Annotated in this window: 17 protein-coding genes; 12 read left to right on the top strand and 5 right to left on the bottom strand. The window is 43.4% G+C overall.

From position 1 onward, the window contains the following. The first annotated feature begins 213 nt into the window (after positions 1-213). From BCU57_RS15555 to dbpA, 6 genes are all read left to right on the top strand, one after another. Positions 214-870: a hypothetical protein gene (locus BCU57_RS15555; RefSeq protein WP_102438362.1), complete on the top strand. Its 657-nt coding sequence runs from the start codon at positions 214-216 to the stop codon at positions 868-870. Between the two features lie 413 nt (positions 871-1,283). Next, positions 1,284-1,643, top strand: coding sequence for a group I truncated hemoglobin (locus BCU57_RS15550; RefSeq protein WP_102438364.1), 360 nt, complete (start codon positions 1,284-1,286; stop codon positions 1,641-1,643). Positions 1,644-1,816: 173 nt separating this feature from the next. Beyond that, positions 1,817-3,229, top strand: coding sequence for a class II fumarate hydratase (fumC, locus tag BCU57_RS15545; protein WP_102438366.1), 1,413 nt, complete (start codon positions 1,817-1,819; stop codon positions 3,227-3,229). Positions 3,230-3,281: 52 nt separating this feature from the next. After that, positions 3,282-3,677, top strand: coding sequence for a DUF2391 family protein (locus tag BCU57_RS15540; protein WP_102438368.1), 396 nt, complete (start codon positions 3,282-3,284; stop codon positions 3,675-3,677). A 185-nt stretch (positions 3,678-3,862) separates the two neighbouring features. After that, positions 3,863-4,744 (top strand): pirin family protein, encoded by an 882-nt coding sequence (locus BCU57_RS15535; protein WP_102438370.1) that lies wholly within the window; start codon positions 3,863-3,865, stop codon positions 4,742-4,744. A gap of 129 nt (positions 4,745-4,873) precedes the next feature. Continuing rightward, positions 4,874-6,277 (top strand): ATP-dependent RNA helicase DbpA, encoded by a 1,404-nt coding sequence (gene dbpA, locus BCU57_RS15530; RefSeq protein ID WP_102438372.1) that lies wholly within the window; start codon positions 4,874-4,876, stop codon positions 6,275-6,277. Between the two features lie 303 nt (positions 6,278-6,580). Here dbpA and BCU57_RS15525 read toward each other — a convergent pair whose 3' ends face one another. Then, positions 6,581-7,996: a DEAD/DEAH box helicase gene (locus BCU57_RS15525; protein WP_102438374.1), complete on the bottom strand. Its 1,416-nt coding sequence runs from the start codon at positions 7,994-7,996 to the stop codon at positions 6,581-6,583. A gap of 277 nt (positions 7,997-8,273) precedes the next feature. Between BCU57_RS15525 and BCU57_RS15520 the strand changes: the two genes are divergently transcribed. Beyond that, a complete protein-coding gene (locus tag BCU57_RS15520; RefSeq protein ID WP_102438376.1) occupies positions 8,274-9,347 on the top strand; it encodes a DUF3626 domain-containing protein in 1,074 nt (357 codons plus the stop codon). A gap of 43 nt (positions 9,348-9,390) precedes the next feature. Here the strand turns inward: BCU57_RS15520 and BCU57_RS15515 are convergent, their stop codons facing one another. Beyond that, positions 9,391-10,272, bottom strand: coding sequence for a sensor domain-containing diguanylate cyclase (locus BCU57_RS15515; RefSeq protein ID WP_102438378.1), 882 nt, complete (start codon positions 10,270-10,272; stop codon positions 9,391-9,393). 350 nt (positions 10,273-10,622) lie between these two features. On the opposite strand from BCU57_RS15515, the gene cydD reads away from it, so the two are divergent. Both cydD and cydC read left to right on the top strand, forming a co-directional pair. Next, positions 10,623-12,503: a heme ABC transporter permease/ATP-binding protein CydD gene (cydD, locus tag BCU57_RS15510; RefSeq protein ID WP_102438380.1), complete on the top strand. Its 1,881-nt coding sequence runs from the start codon at positions 10,623-10,625 to the stop codon at positions 12,501-12,503. Further along, complete coding sequence (gene cydC / locus BCU57_RS15505) at positions 12,503-14,293, top strand: heme ABC transporter ATP-binding protein/permease CydC (RefSeq protein ID WP_102438382.1); 1,791 nt, start codon at positions 12,503-12,505, stop codon at positions 14,291-14,293. The genes cydD and cydC overlap by 1 nt, the downstream gene beginning before the upstream one ends. Positions 14,294-14,459: 166 nt before the next feature. Here cydC and BCU57_RS15500 read toward each other — a convergent pair whose 3' ends face one another. After that, positions 14,460-15,329, bottom strand: a complete 870-nt coding sequence (locus tag BCU57_RS15500; RefSeq protein WP_198589931.1) for a collagen-like protein — start codon at positions 15,327-15,329, stop codon at positions 14,460-14,462. 1,008 nt (positions 15,330-16,337) lie between these two features. Further along, a complete protein-coding gene (locus BCU57_RS15495; RefSeq protein WP_102438384.1) occupies positions 16,338-17,069 on the bottom strand; it encodes a nucleoside-diphosphate sugar epimerase in 732 nt (243 codons plus the stop codon). A 166-nt stretch (positions 17,070-17,235) separates the two neighbouring features. Between BCU57_RS15495 and BCU57_RS15490 the strand changes: the two genes are divergently transcribed. The 3 genes from BCU57_RS15490 to BCU57_RS15480 all read left to right on the top strand — a co-directional run bounded on the left by BCU57_RS15490 (position 17,236) and on the right by BCU57_RS15480 (position 18,673). Beyond that, complete coding sequence (locus tag BCU57_RS15490) at positions 17,236-17,610, top strand: PH domain-containing protein (RefSeq protein WP_102438386.1); 375 nt, start codon at positions 17,236-17,238, stop codon at positions 17,608-17,610. A gap of 154 nt (positions 17,611-17,764) precedes the next feature. Next, positions 17,765-17,938: a YbaM family protein gene (locus BCU57_RS15485; RefSeq protein WP_102438387.1), complete on the top strand. Its 174-nt coding sequence runs from the start codon at positions 17,765-17,767 to the stop codon at positions 17,936-17,938. A gap of 63 nt (positions 17,939-18,001) precedes the next feature. After that, complete coding sequence (locus BCU57_RS15480) at positions 18,002-18,673, top strand: nitroreductase family protein (protein ID WP_102438389.1); 672 nt, start codon at positions 18,002-18,004, stop codon at positions 18,671-18,673. On the opposite strand, the gene BCU57_RS15475 is transcribed toward BCU57_RS15480, so the two are convergent. Then, positions 18,674-18,889, bottom strand: a complete 216-nt coding sequence (locus tag BCU57_RS15475) for a TIGR02450 family Trp-rich protein (RefSeq protein WP_102438391.1) — start codon at positions 18,887-18,889, stop codon at positions 18,674-18,676. Positions 18,890-19,274: the final 385 nt, after the last annotated feature.

The following is a 19,274-nucleotide window of genomic DNA, read 5'->3' as shown; positions in this document are numbered from 1 at the left end:
TTCGCCGTAGAGTTGCACAGACTTTACCGGATTATAGTAAGAAAACTGTGAAAGCAGATTGATCGCTATAGGGTTTTTCCATTCATTCAAGTCACAAGAACACACAGCTAAAACCCCAAGCGCTAAAGTTTACTATCACCCAAGTTACGACTATAACTTAAATAGTCGACTCTAATGGGTGAGCCTGCCAAAACGTTTAGGAAAAGTTTAAACATGAACATGCAGATAGTTTCTCAGGCTAAAAATCTCACCGGTTTCTTCTTTCTTCTCTATTTTTTACCCCTTGCCTTATTGCTATTTGTTATCCTCGCCAGTACCACAATGGATTTACCTTTTGGCATTTTTACCCGTGATCTCGCTGCGACGGCAGAAGTGAATCCTTTAACTGGGGTGACATCAAATGTTGGCGCTTTATTGTGGGCAGCTGCTGCGACCATATGCTTTTTAACTTGGGAGGTTTTTCGTCATCAGCCTAAAGAAAAGTGGTTCGCTGTATTTATGTTGTGTTCAGGCCTATTAACCACGCTGCTATTATGTGACGACTTTTTTATGCTGCACGATTATATTTTTCCGCGTTATTTAGCTATCAAAGAGAAGTTTTTTCTATTGGCTTACTTCAGTTTAATGTTTTGCTGGATGGTGGTTTTCAGAAAGTGCATCCTAAAAACGCAGTATCTAATTCTGCTGCTCGCCTTTGTTTTTTTTGCTTTGTCAGTGTTGGTTGATCAGTTTCAAACTCCAATCGAGGCCTTTATTGGCGACTCACGTATTTTGTTTGAGGATGGCTTTAAGCTGATTGGTATTGTTAGTTGGCTTGGCTATTTTTTTAAATGCTGTTTATTGAAAATAAACGAAAATATACTCGAGTAAGGGGGTTAATTAATTTCTTTGGCAGATTGGATTGATCTCTTAAGGTATTATGCAAGATGCAATTTTTATCAGCAGCTAACGTTGGCGCTTTAGGCTAAAACTAGCACCAAAACCTAGGCTGAAAACTAGCACTAAATCTTAGTGCTAAATCTTAGTGTTAATATAAAGTCTCAACGCGCTCTCTCAAAGCTCACCTAAAAGCTAGAAGTAAACCTAATTGAGTTTTGCCAACCTTTAACCTTGCTCAATCAATAGTCCTATTTATTGAGTCGCAGCCCTCTCATTTCGCCATTTTAGCCTACAATTTATCAGTGCCCTTTAGGGCGAGTGGCGTGATATTTCTTCGTAATAAACTCGCTGTTAAATATTAAACGCCAATGTGATTCACCTGAATCAAAGCAAGGATATAGTTTATGAGTAATTCACTGTATGAACGTCTTGGCGGCAGTGCTGGCATTGAGAGTATTGCAAATGACTTGGTCGATTTGCATATGGCCAACCCGACAATCTCCCCAAGATTTGCCAAATCAGATCCCGTAGCGCTAAAAAATGCCGCGGCGACATTTTTCATTGCAGGAACTGGCGGCCCAAGTGTGTATAAAGGCCAAGATATGCTCTCGGTACATAAAGGCATGAACATATCGGCGGCTGAATTTATGGCGGTACTGGATGATGCATTGCAGGCATTTGAAATGAATAATATTAGCCAGCGGGATCAAGAACAAGCGCTGTATATTTTGTACAGCATGCGATCTGATATCGTGTTGGTTTAGCTTGTTACTGCCCTAAAAGGCTCACTTAACCCCGAGAGTAGGCTAAGTTAACCAGTTATTCAGGATCGACTTAGTCTCTTATCACTAGTCTCTTATCACTAATCTGTTAACGCAGACTTCAAACCAGCTCTATAGCTTGTGTCATCAATAGCTCGGCTGCAAAGGATAACCTTATGGGCACATTTCGCACAGAAACGGATTCATTTGGGCCATTAAAGGTGCCTGCGGATAAATACTATGGCGCTCAGTCGGCGCGCAGCTTAATCAATTTCGCTATTGGGGTCGAGACGATGCCCAAGCCATTAATTCATGCTTTGGGAATGGTGAAGCAATGTGCGGCCAAGGTGAATATGGAGTTTGGCATTCTCGATACTGATATTGGTCAAGCGATTGAACAGGCCGCTGGCGAGGTGATGCAAGGCAAACTGGATGAACACTTTCCGTTGTCGGTATGGCAAACTGGCTCGGGCACTCACACCAATATGAATATCAATGAGGTGATTGCTAATCGCGCCATTGAATTGCTTGGCGGCGTGCTTGGCAGTAAAACCCCCGTGCACCCAAATGATCATTGTAATTTAGGCCAGTCATCAAACGACTGCTTTCCCACTGCAATGCACATCGCAGCAGTACTGGAGTTACACCAGCAATTGTTGCCCGCATTAAGGCATTTACAGCAGCAGCTAGCGATAAAATCGGTAGCATTTAATCATATTATAAAAATCGGTCGAACCCATATTCAAGATGCCACTCCGCTGACCTTAGGTCAGGAGTTTTCAGGTTATAGTGCCCAAATGAGTCATGGCATTGCTCGAGTTGAAGCGGTAATGCCTGCGTTATTACAGTTGGCTCAGGGCGGCACTGCTGTGGGGACCGGCATGAACTCAATTAAAGGCTTTGATATAAGCTTTGCTCAGCAAGTTGCCAAGCTGACTAAATTGCCCTTTATTACTGCGACCAATAAATTTGAGGCCATAGCGAGCCATGATGCCATTGTTGAAGCCAGTGGCGCATTAAATACCGTGGCCGTCAGTGTGATGAAAATTGCTAACGATATCCGCTTTTTGGCCTCTGGGCCGCGCTGTGGATTAGGGGAAATTAATCTGCCTGCAAATGAGCCCGGCTCATCGATAATGCCCGCTAAAGTGAACCCGAGCCAATGTGAAGCGTTAACTATGATAGCGGCGCAGGTTATGGGAAATCATACAACCATTTCAGTGGCAGGCAGCAATGGCCATTTTGAGCTCAATGCCTTTAAGCCAGTGATGATTTATAACCTACTGCAATCAATTGCTTTACTGGCAGATGGTTGTAGCAGTTTTACTGATAAATGTATTTGCGGTATTAGTGCCAATGAAGCACAACTTGCTAAGTTTTGTGATGAGTCATTAATGCTGGTAACCGCGCTTAATGACTACCTTGGTTATGATAATGCCGCCAGCATCGCTAAAAAAGCTCATCAAGATGGCTCGACACTACTAGTGGCAGCCCTTGCCCTTGGATTACTCACCGAAGCGCAGTTTAAGCAGTGGGTCGTGGTAGAGAAGATGCTAGCGCCCCATGATGTACCTAAAGGCAAACCTTAAATAAACGATCGAATGATCTCGCTTAAAACACCGTCTAAGTAAAGAGTTGCTTATGAAACTTAATTTTAATATGGAAGATGCCAGCCAAATATTTGTCGGCGCTTTTGCTTTAGCTGTACCGATTTCTTTTTCTGAAGAAGCGTGGAAACTGGGTGAGACTTTACCCTTAATCAACGTCATGATGCTGTTTGTGTTGTCGGTGGTGTTTTTGGGGTTATTTACCTATCACAGCGTGTTTCAACATGATGTTAAATCACGGGTTATTGTGTTTATATTTCGGATCGTTATCGCTTATTTGATGGCGGCCTTGGTAGTGAGCTTGGTGTTATTATGCCTTAATAAATTACCCTTATTAGACGATCCCATAACCTCATTACGGCGGATTATTATCATTACTATGCCAGCCTCTATGGGCGCCATAGTGGTGGATAGCTTTGATAAAGAGTAAGCCTTAAAAGAGTAACCTGTAAAATAACCTTGCCTCTTTAGCTATAAGTATTCAGCTATGACCGTTCAATTTGGCCGCTAATAACTATCCGATTAAATCGACTAAAAGTAGCGTTTTATTACAATATTTATTCGATTAGTTGCTTGTTAAGCTAAGGCTATTAATCACTCATAGAGTAGAACATCATGAAAGTATTAGGCCGTTTTAGCGCTCGACCAGCAATGGATGGTGACGGGGTTAACATTAAGCGGGTTGCGGATTTTATCAATACCCGCTTTGATCCTTATTTAATGATTGATGAGATCAAATCAGATGATCAGCAAGATTTCATTGGTGGTTTTCCACCGCATCCTCATCGCGGTATTGAAACCTTTACCTATATTCGTAAGGGTGGCTTTGAACACCGCGATCAATTAGGTAATGTTAAAGCCATACGCGCTGGCGATGTGCAGTGGATGAGTACTGGCAGTGGGGTGATTCATTCTGAAATGCCATTAGCCGATGCTGAAGATGGCCTACATGGCTTTCAAATTTGGCTCAATATGCCCGCTAAAGACAAAATGCGTCCGGCGATCTATCAAGATACCTCAGAAAAGGCTAATCCAACGGGTACTAACCAAGACGGTGCGCAGTTAAAGGCGCTTGCTGGCCATTGGCAATTTGCTGGCAATGATAGGGACAATGACGCTGAGGAATTAGTCTCGAGTATTCAAGGCTTGGCGGGCAATGGTGCCATTGCGGATTTAACGCTCGCAGCTAATGGCCACGCCAGAATTGATTTATCCAGCCATGAGGTGGTTCATGCCTATATCTATCAAGGTGAGCTTGAATATATCGCCGCCAATGGAGACTTGATGACGGCCAGCGCCGGACAGTTATTGTTATTGTCAGCTGAGCTAAGTCATTTTAACAATGCTATCTCTGCCGAGACAGGGTTATTGTTACTGGCAGGTTCGCCCATTAATGAAAAAATAGTCCATATGGGCCCCTTTGTGATGAATAGCCAAGCGGAAATAGATCAAGCAGTAGATGATTACCAACAAGGGCGCTTTGGTAAGATCATTTAGCAAAGATATATCTGCCATGTGCGGATAAAATTGCTACAATATGCAATTAGGCCAAGGTATAAATATCTTGGCTGTTTTGTTTGCACTCGTTTTGTTTCAGTACCCGTTTTATATCAGAGGATATTCGCCTTGAGTCAGTCTACTCAACAAGCCGCTAATACGGCTTTCGCATCACTAAATCTTAAACCTGATTTGCTTGAAAATCTCAAAACCATGGGATTCGAGTCAATGACTCAAATTCAAGCTGAGAGCTTACCAGCAATCCTTGCAGGTGATGACGTGATTGGCCAAGGAAAAACCGGCTCAGGTAAAACTGCAGCATTTGGTTTGGGCTTACTAAACAAGTTAGATGTGAAACGTTTTCGCATCCAAACCATGGTGTTGTGCCCAACACGTGAACTCGCCGACCAAGTGGCAAAAGAGATCCGTACTCTAGCTCGCGGCATTCATAACGTGAAAGTACTAACATTGTGTGGCGGCGTACCAATGGGACCACAAATTGGTTCATTGGAACATGGCGCGCACATTATTGTTGGCACCCCAGGACGTATTGTTGATCATCTTGATCGCAATCGCTTAGATTTAAGCAACGTTAACATGCTGATTTTAGATGAAGCCGATCGCATGTTAGAAATGGGCTTTCAGCAGCAATTAGACCAAATTATTGAAGACACGCCGCGTGAGCGTCAAACCTTGCTATTTAGCGCGACCTTCCCAGAGCAAATTAAGCAGGTTGCTGATCAAATCATGTATAAGCCATTAATGGTTAAGGTTGAAGCGACGCACGACAACCTCACTATCGATCAGCATTTTTATCTAACCGAAGACAATCATGCACGTATGGAGGCTTTACAGTTATTGTTACTGGATAAGCAGCCTGAAAGTGCGGTGGTGTTTTGTAACACCCGCCGTGAAACTCAAAAAGTGGCGGATACGTTAGCTGAACAAGGTTTTAGCGTACTAGCCTTACATGGCGACTTAGAGCAGCGCGAGCGCGATCAAATGTTACTGCGTTTTGCCAACAAAAGTGCCCGCGTATTAGTGGCAACCGATGTGGCGTCTCGTGGTTTAGATATCGAAGACTTAGACGCGGTATTTAACTATCACATTGCCTACGATACCGAAGTACACATTCACCGTATTGGCCGTACCGGTCGTGCGGGCAGTACTGGCGCAGCTTACACTTTCTATAGTCATGAAGATGGTCATCGTATGGTTGAAATCGGTGAGCTAATTGGCCGCGAAATCGACGGTGAAGCATTACCAGCCATGAGTGCGTTAACGAAAATGCCACTTGAAGCTGAGATGGTTACCATTCAAATCGATGCAGGTAAGAAGCATAAGGTTCGCCCTGGCGATATCGTTGGTGGTTTAACTGGCGAAAATGGCATTGATGGCGCAGACATTGGCAAAATTAAAGTGACCGATATCCGTTCATTTGTGGCAGTGAAACGCACCGCGTCTAAAAAGGCACTTAACAAGATCACTAAAGGCCGCTTAAAAGGTAAAACTTACCGCGCTTGGTTCTTGTAGATATTATTTTGAGTCGGTAGCGCTAGCGTTACTCACTGAATTGAAAGCGAGTTTAGTTAATACTAAACTCGCTTTTTTATATCTATTTATGGCTCAGTGCTGTTGATGTAAAGCTCAGTACTGTTGATTCTATGTAGCTGTCGCTTGACCGTTATCGACTCCGGATAGCATATTAATCAGTGTCGCTCTTCCCCTAGTATCGTAGTGCTCAACAAAAAATCCCAAAAAAAAGGTATAAAAACTATTGTCTTCATACCTTTTTTATTGAGCTAATTCATCGAGAACTCGCTTTAGCGATTAGCATTAGTCACGGGACTTAGGTCTTGCATTAGCGTAAGGATTCACACTGCCAGAAGCTGCGCTATTGGCGCTATTGTTACCTTGGCGGCGACGTTGTGGCTTTTTAGCCGCTGTTGAATTTGCCGAGGCATCAGCGCGCGAATTCTGGCGCGAGCTATGTCTAGATTCTGGTTTACCTGATCTATCACTGCTGTTTTGGCTCGCATGCTTACGGCGATTTGGGTTCGGCTTTTTATGGTTGCTGTTGTGGCCACCAGCGCGATTCAAATTCGGCTCAGGCAAAGTATGACATGCTTCATAACCGGCAATCTGTTTACGTTCAATTACGCGCTTAATAAGACGCTCAATATCATGCAGTAATTTGACTTCTTCATCACTCACTAATGATACCGCTTGACCAGATGCACCCGCACGGCCAGTACGGCCAATACGATGCACATAATCTTCAGGCACATTCGGTAAGTCAAAGTTAACCACAAATGGCAGTTGGTCAATATCGATACCACGGGCAGCGATATCGGTGGCCACCATCACTTGTGCAGTGCCCGCTTTAAAGTCAGCTAAAGCTTTAGTACGAGCGCTTTGACTCTTGTTACCATGAATAGCAACCGCTTTAATGCCATCAGCTTCTAGGTTTTTTGCTAAGCGGTTGGCGCCATGTTTGGTGCGTGAAAAAACTAACACTTGATGCCAATCATTTTCTTTAATTAGCTTGGTTAGAATTTTAGCTTTACGGCTTTTATCAATGGCGTATACCGCTTGATCAACCGTGTTCGCTGTTGCGTTACGTGGCGTTACTGAAATTTCAACTGGGTTATTCACTAAGCCTTTAGCCAGCTCGCGAATTTCATCTGAGAAGGTGGCTGAGAACATTAAGTTCTGACGTTGCTTTGGCAACATGGCTAAGATTTTCTTAATGTCACGAATAAAGCCCATATCCAGCATTCTGTCGGCTTCATCCAAAATAAGCACTTCAAGCTGACTAAAGCTCAATACTTTTTGTTGGCATAAATCTAATAATCGACCCGGTGTCGCCACCAAAACATCAACGCCATTTCTTAGTGCTGCAATTTGCGGGTTAATAGATACGCCCCCAAATACCACTGCAGATTTTAGCGGTAAGTTTGCGCCATACGTTGACACGCTTTCAGCAACTTGAGCGGCTAATTCACGTGTTGGAGTTAATACCAAGGCTCTAACTTGTCCGCGCTGTGCACGTTGACCTTTTGAAAGTAATTCTAGTAGTGGCAGGGTAAAACCTGCTGTCTTGCCGGTGCCGGTTTGTGCTGCAGCCATAACATCTTTGCCTTCAAGTACAGCAGGGATCGCTTGTGCTTGAATAGCGGAAGGCGTGTCATAGCCTTGTTTTTCAACAGCTTTTAAAATTGCTGCACTTAAGCCAAGGGAGGCAAAACTCATAGAATGATCTCTTTGGTCAACGCTAACGTTGTTTACAATAAATGGGAGCCAGAATGTGGCGGGCGTGAAGCTTACCTGAATAGGTGCATAAGTGCTAATAAATCGCCAATTTAACCCTTGGCCTTAGGGCATGGCATCCACAGCTAACGCTGGTGTTAGCGGTACTTTCACTCAGCACAATGGCCGAAATCGATGAATAAGGATTAATCTTTGATGGCAAAGTCGGCTATTTAACATACAATGAAATACAATCACTTACCGAATGGAGTCGCGATAAATGAAACCGCAGTTTGCCGCGCAAGTTCATATTGAAAAAACGCTGGCTTGCCTTCGTGAACAAGCCTGTTCGGTGATTAAAAATATTTTGCTGATGTCTAATATTTCCAGCCAAGATGTGCAGCAGGGAATGAAAAAGTTACATGCCCACGGCCAAGTGGCACTGCATTTTCATCCCGATCGCATTGATAGTCGCGGGCTCAGTGTGGCTGCTGGGCTATTAAAAGATGGCTATTATAAAACCCAGTTTGAGACTCATATCTCCAATGGCCAGTTATCACCTGAATTAGGTGGCCCTCGAGATCATTGGGAGAACCAACTGTTTGGTCAATGCTACTCTGGGGTAAAACATCGGCCTAAATATGGCGCTTTAGATTTAGGTTTTTGCCCACTAGGCCCAGCACCCCGTTTTGGTAGTTGTTACTTCATTACAAAGCCCCAAGTGTTATCTCGCTGCAGTTTTAGTTATATGGATTCATATCGCTTGCCAAAAGAAAAGGGCACGCTGCAGTGTTTTGAAGTGATTTTAGCGGCGTTACTTAGTGAAAGTTTTGAGCGCCATTATGCGCTGGGGCTGGCTAATATCAAACCGGCGCAGATTATTACGCATTTACAGCAGCTGCCTATGGAAGTTAATGTACGCTTTGCTCGCCAGCCCTTAGGTAATCTTGATCATTATATCGAAGCGCAGATCCACGGTGATGTATCACTGGATGATGATATTGCTTATCTGGTGGCAGACCCAAGTTTTAAACTCACTGAAGTGGGGGATTGCATGCAAGCCCTGTGTGAGGAATATGACATCAGATTGCTGTGGCATCAGGGTTATCAATTAACAGTTGATAGCGTGCCAAAAGATTTTCGTGGCCCTGATATGCCAGTACTTGCTCAAGCAATTGCGAAAGACGGCTTAATCACCGCACAATTAATTGGCAAAGCGGCAATGGATCTCACCTTAAAGCCAATGTTATGGAGTGAGCGCGGTAAGCAAGCACAGCAGTTACAGCAGTTGAAGTTAATCTGGCATGTGTTAGTGAAATTTGGTGCGATTGCGCCAACTGAGCCAACGGCTTAAGCGACTTGCTAAAGCCAGTAGCTAAATCAGCAGCCTGATAAGGCTAGCTAAAACGATAGGTTGCTCCGCCTTGGCGCTTGGATTTGTACATGGCAAAGTCAGTTGATTTAATCAAACTATCAAAGCATTCACCCGAATCAGGGTAAGTGGCGATACCAATACTGCAATTAACGTTTACCGATTGTTCGCCCAATTGAAAGGGCTTATATAAACATGCAATTAAGGTATCTGCCACAGCGGCAATGTCGTTGTTGTCGTGAATGCCTTCAATCATTAAGACAAACTCATCACCACCCATTCTAGCAATGGTGTCAGCATCTCTGACTTGGGCATTTAACCTGCGGCCCACTTCTATTAGCACTTGATCACCTTCGTTATGACCAAGGCTGTCATTGACCTTTTTAAAGTCGTCTAAATCAATATAAAACAGACAAAAACGACTGTTATTGCGTTTGGCTCTTTCGATATATTGTCCGACTCTGTCAGTGAGTAAGTGACGATTGGGCATTTGGGTGAGTTGATCGTAATAGGCAAGGTTTAATAACCGCTGGGCATCTTCAATGCGTTTGGTGATATCGCGGTTGATGCCGAGTGCGCCGAGAAACTGCTGTTGCTCATCAAACAGCGGGATACACATGGACTCAATCCAGCCTATGGTGCCATCTTGATGTTTAAAGCGAATTTCACCGCTCCACTTGCCATGCTTGGCCACTGCAGACATCACTTGTTCGGTGATAGATTCAGTATCCTCCGGCGAATGCAAAATACTGACGTGTTGACCCAGTATCTCGGCTTTACTATAGCCATATAAAGATTGAGAACCTGCGTTCCAATCGATCACAACACCTTCAGTGTCGGTGACCACCACAGCATCAAATAAATAATCAAATGCTTGGGCCCGCAGCGCAGGAAGATCAAATTGCATTCAATTGCATCTCCACAGTGAATTTTTAGTCATTAAAAAGGACTAACTAAATGTGGGTAGAATTAGGGTATTTGTCAATGGTTAATATTTGAACGTAGCAATGTTTATGGTTTTAGTCATGGGGAGTTTTTATGGCTCTGGTCATCAAAGCCGCTGTGGTTTTTAAGCAGATCTTTTAACCCTCTAAACAAGGTTAATAAGCTTTACCTACTATAATTTTTATTAGTATTGTGTGAGTCAGTTAACACTTCTAAGGTGGCGGCTGTAATCTAGGGCTTTAGCTTGCGATACTGCGGCAATTTTCCACACTTTACTGCGCCAATCTAGGCGTATTTCTCTTCAGGAATCTAATGGATAAAACTTTAGAAAAGTCCCTCACTCACTGGCTTAAATCGCAGAAATCATCTTGTGGTATTTTCCTTAAATTAGCCATTTTTACCGGGGCCGCTAATGGGGTGGCAATTGTTGCCCAAGCTTACTTGTTGGCGACCATCCTCCATGGGGTGATCATGCTGGAATTACCCATGGGCAGTTTTACGCTGCAATTTGGCGCTTTAATTAGTTTAATTCTAGTCAGAGCGGTGCTGGCATATGCTAGAGAGCGTTTGAGTTTTGAAGCGGGTAAACGCCTTCGTGGCGACATTCGTGAAGCTGTGCTCAATAAGCTCACCGATTTAGGTCCAGCTTTTATTAAAGGTAAACCAGCAGGGGCATGGGCCAGTGTGGTTCTTGAGCAAGTTGAAGATCTGCACGATTTTTATGCTAAATATTTACCGCAAATGATGCTGGCAGCGTTTATTCCGCTAATTATTTTAGTGGCGGTATTTCCGCTCAATTGGGCCTCAGGGCTGATCTTACTGGCCACAGCGCCGTTGATCCCCATGTTTATGATTTTAGTGGGCATGGGCGCCGCCGATGCTAATCGTAAAAACTTCAGCGCGCTGTCACGTTTAAGCGGCCATTTTATGGATCGCTTAAAGGGCATAAGTACCCTCAAGCTGTTTCACCGCGCAGAAGCTGAAGTAAAGCAAATCGAAACTGGCTCAGAAGACTTTAGGCAACGCACTATGTCAGTGCTGAGAATGGCATTTTTAAGTTCGGCGGTACTGGAGTTTTTTGCCGCGCTATCTATCGCTGTGCTGGCGGTGTATTTTGGCTTTAGCTACCTAGAGCACCTTAATTTTGGTCATTATGGGGTTAAAATTAGTTTATTTACCGGTATGTTTGTGCTGATTTTAGCGCCAGAGTTTTTTCAGCCATTACGTGATTTAGGCACCCATTACCATGCTAAAGCACAAGCCATTGGTGCAGCAGAAGCCTTGGTAGTACTTCTTGAACATCCTAATCCATTAAAGCAAGTTGACGAAAACTTTAGCGAGCAAACTGGCCAGCTGCGAAACACCGATCTCAGTAAAATTGTGATCACCGCAACAGATCTTGAAGTGCTCACCTTAGAGGGAAAACCCTTATTAGGGCCGATTTCATTTAGCATTAAAGCCGGCGAACATATTGCTATTGTTGGCCCAAGTGGCGCCGGTAAAACCAGTTTATTAAATGCCTTGCTGGGCTTTTTACCTTACAGAGGTTCACTGCAAATTAATGCCGCTGAGCTGAGTTTACTTGATAAAAACTATTGGCGCTCAAGGCTTGCTTGGTTAGGTCAAGACCCGCAGTTGTTCCATGGCTCTATCCGCGATAATGTCAGCCTAGGCAACGCACAGCTCAGCGATGCTGAGATTATGGCGTTACTGCAACAAGCCAATATTGCTGATTTTGTTCAGGCTCATCCCCAAGGGCTTGATGCCATTATTAGTGACCAATCAGCGGGTATTTCAGTGGGACAAGCTCAGCGTATTGCCCTTGCGCGGGCGTTGTCGCAACCTGCGAGCTTATTCTTGTTGGATGAGCCCACCGCCAGTCTTGATAACCAAAGTGAGCAACTGGTTAGCGCCGCCCTTAATCAAGCCAAGTTGCAGCAAACCAGCTTGATGATCACCCATCGATTAGACCAGCTACAAGATATGGATAATATTTTAGTGATTGATAATGGCAACCTTGTGCAACAAGGCGACTATAAAACCCTCAGCCAGCAACCGGGTTTATTCAAATCAATGCAGCAACAAGATGATGGTTTATCACTGTTTATTACTGCTGAATCTGATACTGACGCGGCAAACGTAAATAACCAAGCCGAAATGGCGCAGAGCATTGGCACTAAGGAGGATAAATAATGCAAGTTTTATATCCGTTCCTTAAATTGTTTAAACGCCAATGGCTGATGATGGCCATTGGCTTGTTTCTTACCTGTACTACTATCCTTGCGGGTATCGGTTTATTGTCATTATCGGGCTGGTTTTTATCCGCAACCGCCATCGCGGGTTTAACTGCAGCCACGGCATTAGCCTTTAACTTTTTTACTCCTGCTGGTGGGGTGCGTTTTTTCTCTATTGCCCGCACCGCAAGTCGTTATGGTGAGCGCTTAGCTACCCATGAGGCGACCTTTAAATTACTTACGGATTTACGGGTTTGGTCTTGGAAAAAGCTGTTTCCGCTTAGTGCCAGTAATCTGCAAGGGTTACGACAAGGCGACATGCTTAACCGTCTTGTGGCCGATATCGATACCTTAGATCATTTGTATTTACGCTTACTGGTGCCAATGACAGCGTCGTTATTGACCATCATTGCCTTGTATGCATTTTTATCTTGGTTTGATTTAACCCTAGCGTTAAGCCTATGTGGTTTGTTGCTGAGTGTATGGATAGTGCTGCCATTGATATTCTATCGCTTAGGCAGAAAACCTGGTGAGGCTGTGGTAGATGCTAAGCGCCACTTTAGAGTGTTAATCCTTGATGTTATTCAGGGACAAGCTGAATTAAGCATTTTTGCAGCTAATGATCGTTATAGACAAAAATTACGTGATGCTGAAACAGCCTTATTTAACAGCCAAACAGCCATGGCCAATATTACTGGTTTTAGCCAAGGGCTATTGATTGCGGTGAACGGTTTTGCTGTGGTAATGATGTTATATCTTGCTGGACAAGGCGTTGGTGCGCAGGTGCCGCCAGGCCCCTTAATGGCGACAATGGTGTTTGCTACTATGGCGTCAATTGAAATGATGATGCCAATCTCTGGGGCGTTTCAGCATTTATCTAGCTGTGTGTTATCGGCTAAACGTATTACTGAAATTACCGATCAGCAAGGGGATATTCAGTACGGTGAGCGCCAATTTCAAGGGGGTGAATTAGCTGCTACAGAACTTGAGTTAAACGACATTCACTTTGGCTATCAAGCTGAGCGGTCAATTTTAACCGGGGTTAATTTACATATAACCCAAGGCCAAAAAGTGGCCTTACTTGGGCCAACGGGCTGTGGTAAATCAAGCTTGCTTGCACTGATCACCCGTGAGTGGATGCCGCAACAAGGTCAAATCAGATTATCAGGTCATGATATTGCTGACTATGACGAAGTGTCATTACGCAACGCGATGACAGTGGTGAGTCAGCGGGTGCATTTATTTGCTGGCACAGTACGCGATAACTTAACCATTGCCTTACCTTATGTTGAGGGGCAAAAGAAAAAGGCCAATGATCAGCGCTTAATCGCAGTGTTAAAGCAAGTGGGCTTAGGCACGTTACTTGAGTCCGTAACGGCTACAGATCGCGGTGAAGAAATTGGTTTAGACAGCTGGATTGGTGACGGCGGGCGTCAGTTATCAGGTGGCGAACAGCGCCGAATTGGGGTGGCTCGTGCATTACTGCGTGATGCGCCTATTTTATTGCTTGATGAGCCAACCGAAGGGCTTGATAAACGCACCGAACGGGAAATTTTACGCTTACTGTTTACGTTTGCTGAAGGTAAAACCTTACTGATGATCAGCCACAGACTCACCGCCATGGCTGAAATGGATCAAATTCATATGCTGGATAATGGGCTGATTGCCGCCAGTGGCACCCATGAAGAGTTAATGAAGGATTGCGCTGAATACCAAGGTTTATATAAGCATTTAGCCAAAGAAGCTTAATAGGACTGTTATTGTTTGAAAGGTATTGAAAAGCTCTTTTGAAACGATAATGGCAACAAAAAAACGCTAATCGACTTGGGATTGAACCAAGCGATTAGCGTTTTTTTGTTTTAGCTCAAATCGAGCTGGTTTTTTTCCATTTAAGCAACTTGTTAAGTGTTCGTTGTTATGGACACGTAGCTGCCCAGAGAGTGTTGCCACCTAGAGTTAACTTACATTGCTCTTCTGCGGTAAAACCTGGGACATCAATACCGCAAGCTCGCTCATATTTTCCGGCGGTATCTGAATGGTAAAATAAACGGCAGGAGAAAGATTCTGATGTTTTATAAACAGCGACAGAACCAATACAGTTTGAATCAGCCTCACAGTCCTTAAAGCATTGCTTATCGAGAATCCCAGCATTTCTTGTCATAACTTCATCACTAACGATATAGCCACCCTCTACCTCAAACCAACCTTGCTTAACGGTGTTACCATCTGGGTTCACGAAATCTCTAAGGCTTATGCTTAGCAACCCATTGTTCGGGCTATCGCCACAGCTTTGAAGTCTATTCCCTGTACCATCATTAAAAAAGGTATTTCTTGTCATATTTGTTAATGTGCCAGTGGGGACTGTATGAATAGCGGATGGACAGCCTACTGGATATACAGATATAGCCGCTAAAGCCTCGCACATATGCTGATGATTCAGTTCTATTGTCTTGTTTTGTGCAGAACTAGCGGCGACAGCACAATCATGTGCATCCCATAGACCATCTTTATTGACGTCTTCATCGGCATCGTCAACTCTATCACCATCTAGATCCCAGCAATTAATGCCAGCAACTCCGTCTACACCTTGTTGCCCAGTAGCTCCTGTTTCCCCTGTAGCTCCCGTTTCCCCTGTAGCTCCTGTAGCTCCTGTTTCCCCTGTAGCTCCTATTTCTCCTGTAGCTCCTGTTTCTCCTGTTCCTCCAGTATTTCCGCTATCACCTTCTAAAGGACACCCAGAAAGTAACGTCATCAAAGTTAGCGTTATAAATATTTTTGTTTTCATGAAAATTCCTTAGATAGTTAGATAGTTAGATAGTTAGATAGTTAAAACTATAGCAGAACGAAACTTAGCGCCCCACTAAGAGGCTTTTAATAGTTGGTTATAATGTGAAGCGAAGCGGAACCTAACCAACTGTTAAAAGTCCTGCTTGAGTGGCTTGTGTACGCCCAGCATAGGCATGAACTAATGAGGTGAAAGTCCTCTGTAGGAAGGTAACAGTTTGTTATTATGTTGTTATTGAATATTGACTACTAGCTAATGGCAAGTAAATAATTGGGTCAGAGTAAACTTTATAAGGGAGTTTATTGGCGCATGTTATTAAATGGCTTTTTCTTCCTTAAATGGCATACTCGATGCATGTATTCGAGGCTAACCAATTCTCTCCTTAAGTGGTTATACTTGAATATGGCTTATGGTCTTAATTAATTGTTTTGCTTGGTTTTTATTGGGTAGGTTATCGAAGGTTATCACTTTCATCTAATCCATTGCCTGCCGCAGGCTTATGTGCAGATACAACTGCGAGACGCTGCAAGTACATCCCTGTAAGCTCTGCCAAAACATCCATGTTTTGGAAGCTCGCTGCTGCATCTACACTGGGTTTATTGTCTCTTCGATTTGACTGTATTCGTCACTAATAGACACAAAACAAAACTTTCAGACTCCATTTGAATTGAACATTCAGGCCTAAGAATAATTTCAGGAAATAATTGTGGATACAAATGAATCTGCGGGTACAAAGAACCCCATTGAAATTGCTGAAATGCGTTGAAGAAAATAGCGTAAGCCTGACAGGACGTCAGGCTAACTTTAGTTGGGCATGGATGGCCTATCTAAAGCGTTAGCTATTTTCGAATAAGCATGAGGCTTGCTCGCTTTTAAGAGCAATTTTGTAGGGGCGGCAAGGGATATCGAAAAGGGAAATGCTGTTGTTTCCCTTTCGTCTGGTGTGGGCGAAGCGCCACGACCTTGATTTAGATTTTTTCAAAATTTGAAATAACCTTGGGGTAAAACTCAGTTAACCAGTCGATGCATCTGTTTATTATCAATAATCCTAACAGCTTTGCTCTCTAACGATGCATCACTTACTAGCTCTTTATCTTGTATTGCAATAGCCAACATATTGTCTGCCACAAGCTTGCCCGTAATGGGTTTGTACTTGGCTAAAGGGCCGATAAATACCCCAGAGGCAATAGCAAAAAACTTCTGGCCTATATCTTCTAAGGTTCGTTGATGCGCCCGATGTCCTAATAACAAGCTTGGCTGAAATATGTAGAGTTTGGACAATGGAATTAAGCTTAAGTCTCGTTGTACTTGGCCTTTTACCCGATTGTAAAACACAGTCGATTTTTCATTGGCATCTAAGGCTGTCACAACAAATAATTTCACCCCAGCTTGGTTATGATTTGGGCTTTGATTTAGGCTTTGATTTAGGGCTATGAGTTTGGCAAAGTCGATGACGGCAGTGTGGTCAACTTTGATAAAGTTTTCCTGGCTCCCCGCTTGTTTAATGGTGGTGCCTAAACAGCAAAATGCATGATCGATATCGATCGGAATGGATAAACAGGGGATCTCTTCGAGCTGGCATTGAATAAAGCTGAGCTTGTCGATGCCAAGAGAATCTTTTGCTAGCAATGGATGTCGTCTGCCTAAAACGAGCACCTTGTGGTAGCGGTCATCAGCCAGTAATCCTGCTAAGACATTTGCACCAATAAGTCCTGTTGCACCGATTATTACAGCATTCATATTTTTTCCTAAAGTACCAAGCCAGCATGTTGACTCTTTTTTATAAGCAGAGATTTTAGCATGGAATAAGCTTGTTAATATCATCAAGATAGCGCAGTATTTTGTGGCATAAATATAATGAATAAGCTGACCATTCAGTTTGAAAACATAAAAACAGGGAGACGTTATGGGATTATTTGATGCGATATTAGGTAACTCGTCAGAAGTTGATTTAGCAGAATTAGAGCAAGAGCTTGCGCCAATTTTGGCTGACAATGAGTCAGTGCATCTGGGTTATAAATTGATCCGCGATATGTTTGTGTTCACCGACAAACGGCTTATTTTAATCGACAAACAAGGCATGACGGGCAAAAAGGTGAGTTATCATTCAATTGCTTATAAATCGATGACTCACTTTATTGTTGAAACCGCAGGTACCTTTGATATGGATGCCGAGCTGAAAATTTATATTTCAGGCACAGAGCAACCCATAGTTAAAGAGCTAAAAAAAGGCACTGATGTGGTGGGCATTCAAAAAGCCATTGCTAACTTTTCACTTTAATTGCGAGTTAATGTGTTTTATAACAAAGCTGCCAGCTAACGGCTTACAAGAAACCGCAGGCCAACAACAATTACTGAGTTAACATATTGGCTGAGCCTTAACGCAATCATTATGTGCGTATGGTTAGGCCTACTTTACATATTGGATAACGCAAATGACCACAGATAACCCGCAACCATCACCTCTGAATGATGCCCCTAAATCCATTCAACTTGCGGTCGATTTAATTCAGTTACTCGAAGAAAATAAAATAGATACCACAACGGCGATTGAAGCATTACAAATCACCTTAGCTGATTTCAAAAAAAAGCAGCAACAGGGCACGTAATTGCCCGGAGTAACGGCTTGAGAACCACTCACATGGTCGAACTAAAATAATCAAGGAACAGATATGACCGAAGCTCACTTACCACTGACTGATTTCATCGAATATAGCCAAGCAGAGATGATTGAACGGGCGCAGCAAAACTATCAAAATGTAAAACGCCGTCATTCGATACGTAAGTTCTCTGATAGAGCGGTTCCTCAGCAGGTCATTGAGCAATGTATTTTAGCGGCAGGGACAGCGCCAAATGGCGCGAATCATCAGCCGTGGCACTTTGTCGCCATCAGTAACCCTGAGATTAAAGCGCAAATTCGCCAGCAAGCAGAGGCCATTGAACAAGCGTTTTATGCCGGTCGCGGCGGTGAAGAGTGGCTCGATAATTTAAAGCCATTAGGCACTAATGCCAGCAAACCTTATCTAGAAACCGCCCCTTGGTTAATTGCGGTGTTTTCTAAAAAACGCAGCGAAGATAATGGTGAGCAAAAGCAGAATTATTACGTGCATGAGTCGGTAGGCATCGCCACAGGTTTTTTAATTCAGGCGCTGCACAATGCAGGCCTTGGCACCTTAACTCACACTCCCAAACCTATGTCGTTTTTAAGTAAAGTATGTGGCCGAGATAATGACAATGAGCGCCCCTATATGCTGATTGTGGCTGGTTATCCTGATGAGAATGCTACGGTACCAGAGCATGCTTTACACAAGAAACCGTTAACTGAGATTTGTGATTTTTTATGATTACTTCCAGCCTTGTAACCACTGGCTGGTTTGTTTTAACTCGCGCCAATTTATAGCAAATTCTTGACCGTTTAGCTCAGCTCTAATCAAGCATTCAATCACGTTTTGTTGTTCATCAAAACTGACTTTAGTGACCGAAAAGTGTTTTAGTTTTTCGGTCACATTGACCTTTGTCCATTTACTATGAAGTAACTTTTTTGGGTGTAATGGGTTCATTCATTTTTCCTAGTTGGCGGTCTATATCTCATCTGATTGTTTATTTACCTCATTACGTTATTACGTTGAATCGGGTTAAAAGGTTCAGCTATAGAAGGGTTCTGCTTCCAAATTCTGTTTGGATTAACATTGTGGTTTTTTCACATTCACACTTGCCCTCAATTTATTTTGCCATGTAAAAATCAAAGTCGTGGCGCTTCGCCCACACCAGAGTCAAGGGGGAAACTGCTTGTCCCCCTTAACAATCCCTCAGCCCCCGACGAAAAATGCTGAAAAGCGCATAATTTTCGACGGGGATTGATCCAGCTTCTGACTTCGTTTGTTGCTAACTTCGGCCCCTGTTTATTATAAATAGTGAAAATGCTAACGCTTCCGATGGTGAGTC

It is taken from the genome of Shewanella sp. 10N.286.48.B5 (assembly GCF_002874355.2).
Lineage (GTDB): Bacteria > Pseudomonadota > Gammaproteobacteria > Enterobacterales > Shewanellaceae > Shewanella.
Note: the sequence above shows the minus strand (reverse complement) of the source record. Positions and strands in the feature narration are given on the sequence as shown.

Coding starts and splice junctions, on each gene's coding strand:
- BCU57_RS15555 (WP_102438362.1), top strand. CDS start 214: ATGAACATGCAGATAGTTTCTCAGGCTAAAAATCTCACCGGTTTCTTC.
- BCU57_RS15550 (WP_102438364.1), top strand. CDS start 1,284: ATGAGTAATTCACTGTATGAACGTCTTGGCGGCAGTGCTGGCATTGAG.
- fumC (WP_102438366.1), top strand. CDS start 1,817: ATGGGCACATTTCGCACAGAAACGGATTCATTTGGGCCATTAAAGGTG.
- BCU57_RS15540 (WP_102438368.1), top strand. CDS start 3,282: ATGAAACTTAATTTTAATATGGAAGATGCCAGCCAAATATTTGTCGGC.
- BCU57_RS15535 (WP_102438370.1), top strand. CDS start 3,863: ATGAAAGTATTAGGCCGTTTTAGCGCTCGACCAGCAATGGATGGTGAC.
- BCU57_RS15525 (WP_102438374.1), bottom strand. CDS start 7,996: ATGAGTTTTGCCTCCCTTGGCTTAAGTGCAGCAATTTTAAAAGCTGTT.
- BCU57_RS15520 (WP_102438376.1), top strand. CDS start 8,274: ATGAAACCGCAGTTTGCCGCGCAAGTTCATATTGAAAAAACGCTGGCT.
- BCU57_RS15515 (WP_102438378.1), bottom strand. CDS start 10,272: ATGCAATTTGATCTTCCTGCGCTGCGGGCCCAAGCATTTGATTATTTA.
- cydD (WP_102438380.1), top strand. CDS start 10,623: ATGGATAAAACTTTAGAAAAGTCCCTCACTCACTGGCTTAAATCGCAG.
- cydC (WP_102438382.1), top strand. CDS start 12,503: ATGCAAGTTTTATATCCGTTCCTTAAATTGTTTAAACGCCAATGGCTG.
- BCU57_RS15500 (WP_198589931.1), bottom strand. CDS start 15,329: ATGAAAACAAAAATATTTATAACGCTAACTTTGATGACGTTACTTTCT.
- BCU57_RS15495 (WP_102438384.1), bottom strand. CDS start 17,069: ATGAATGCTGTAATAATCGGTGCAACAGGACTTATTGGTGCAAATGTC.
- BCU57_RS15490 (WP_102438386.1), top strand. CDS start 17,236: ATGGGATTATTTGATGCGATATTAGGTAACTCGTCAGAAGTTGATTTA.
- BCU57_RS15485 (WP_102438387.1), top strand. CDS start 17,765: ATGACCACAGATAACCCGCAACCATCACCTCTGAATGATGCCCCTAAA.
- BCU57_RS15480 (WP_102438389.1), top strand. CDS start 18,002: ATGACCGAAGCTCACTTACCACTGACTGATTTCATCGAATATAGCCAA.
- BCU57_RS15475 (WP_102438391.1), bottom strand. CDS start 18,889: ATGAACCCATTACACCCAAAAAAGTTACTTCATAGTAAATGGACAAAG.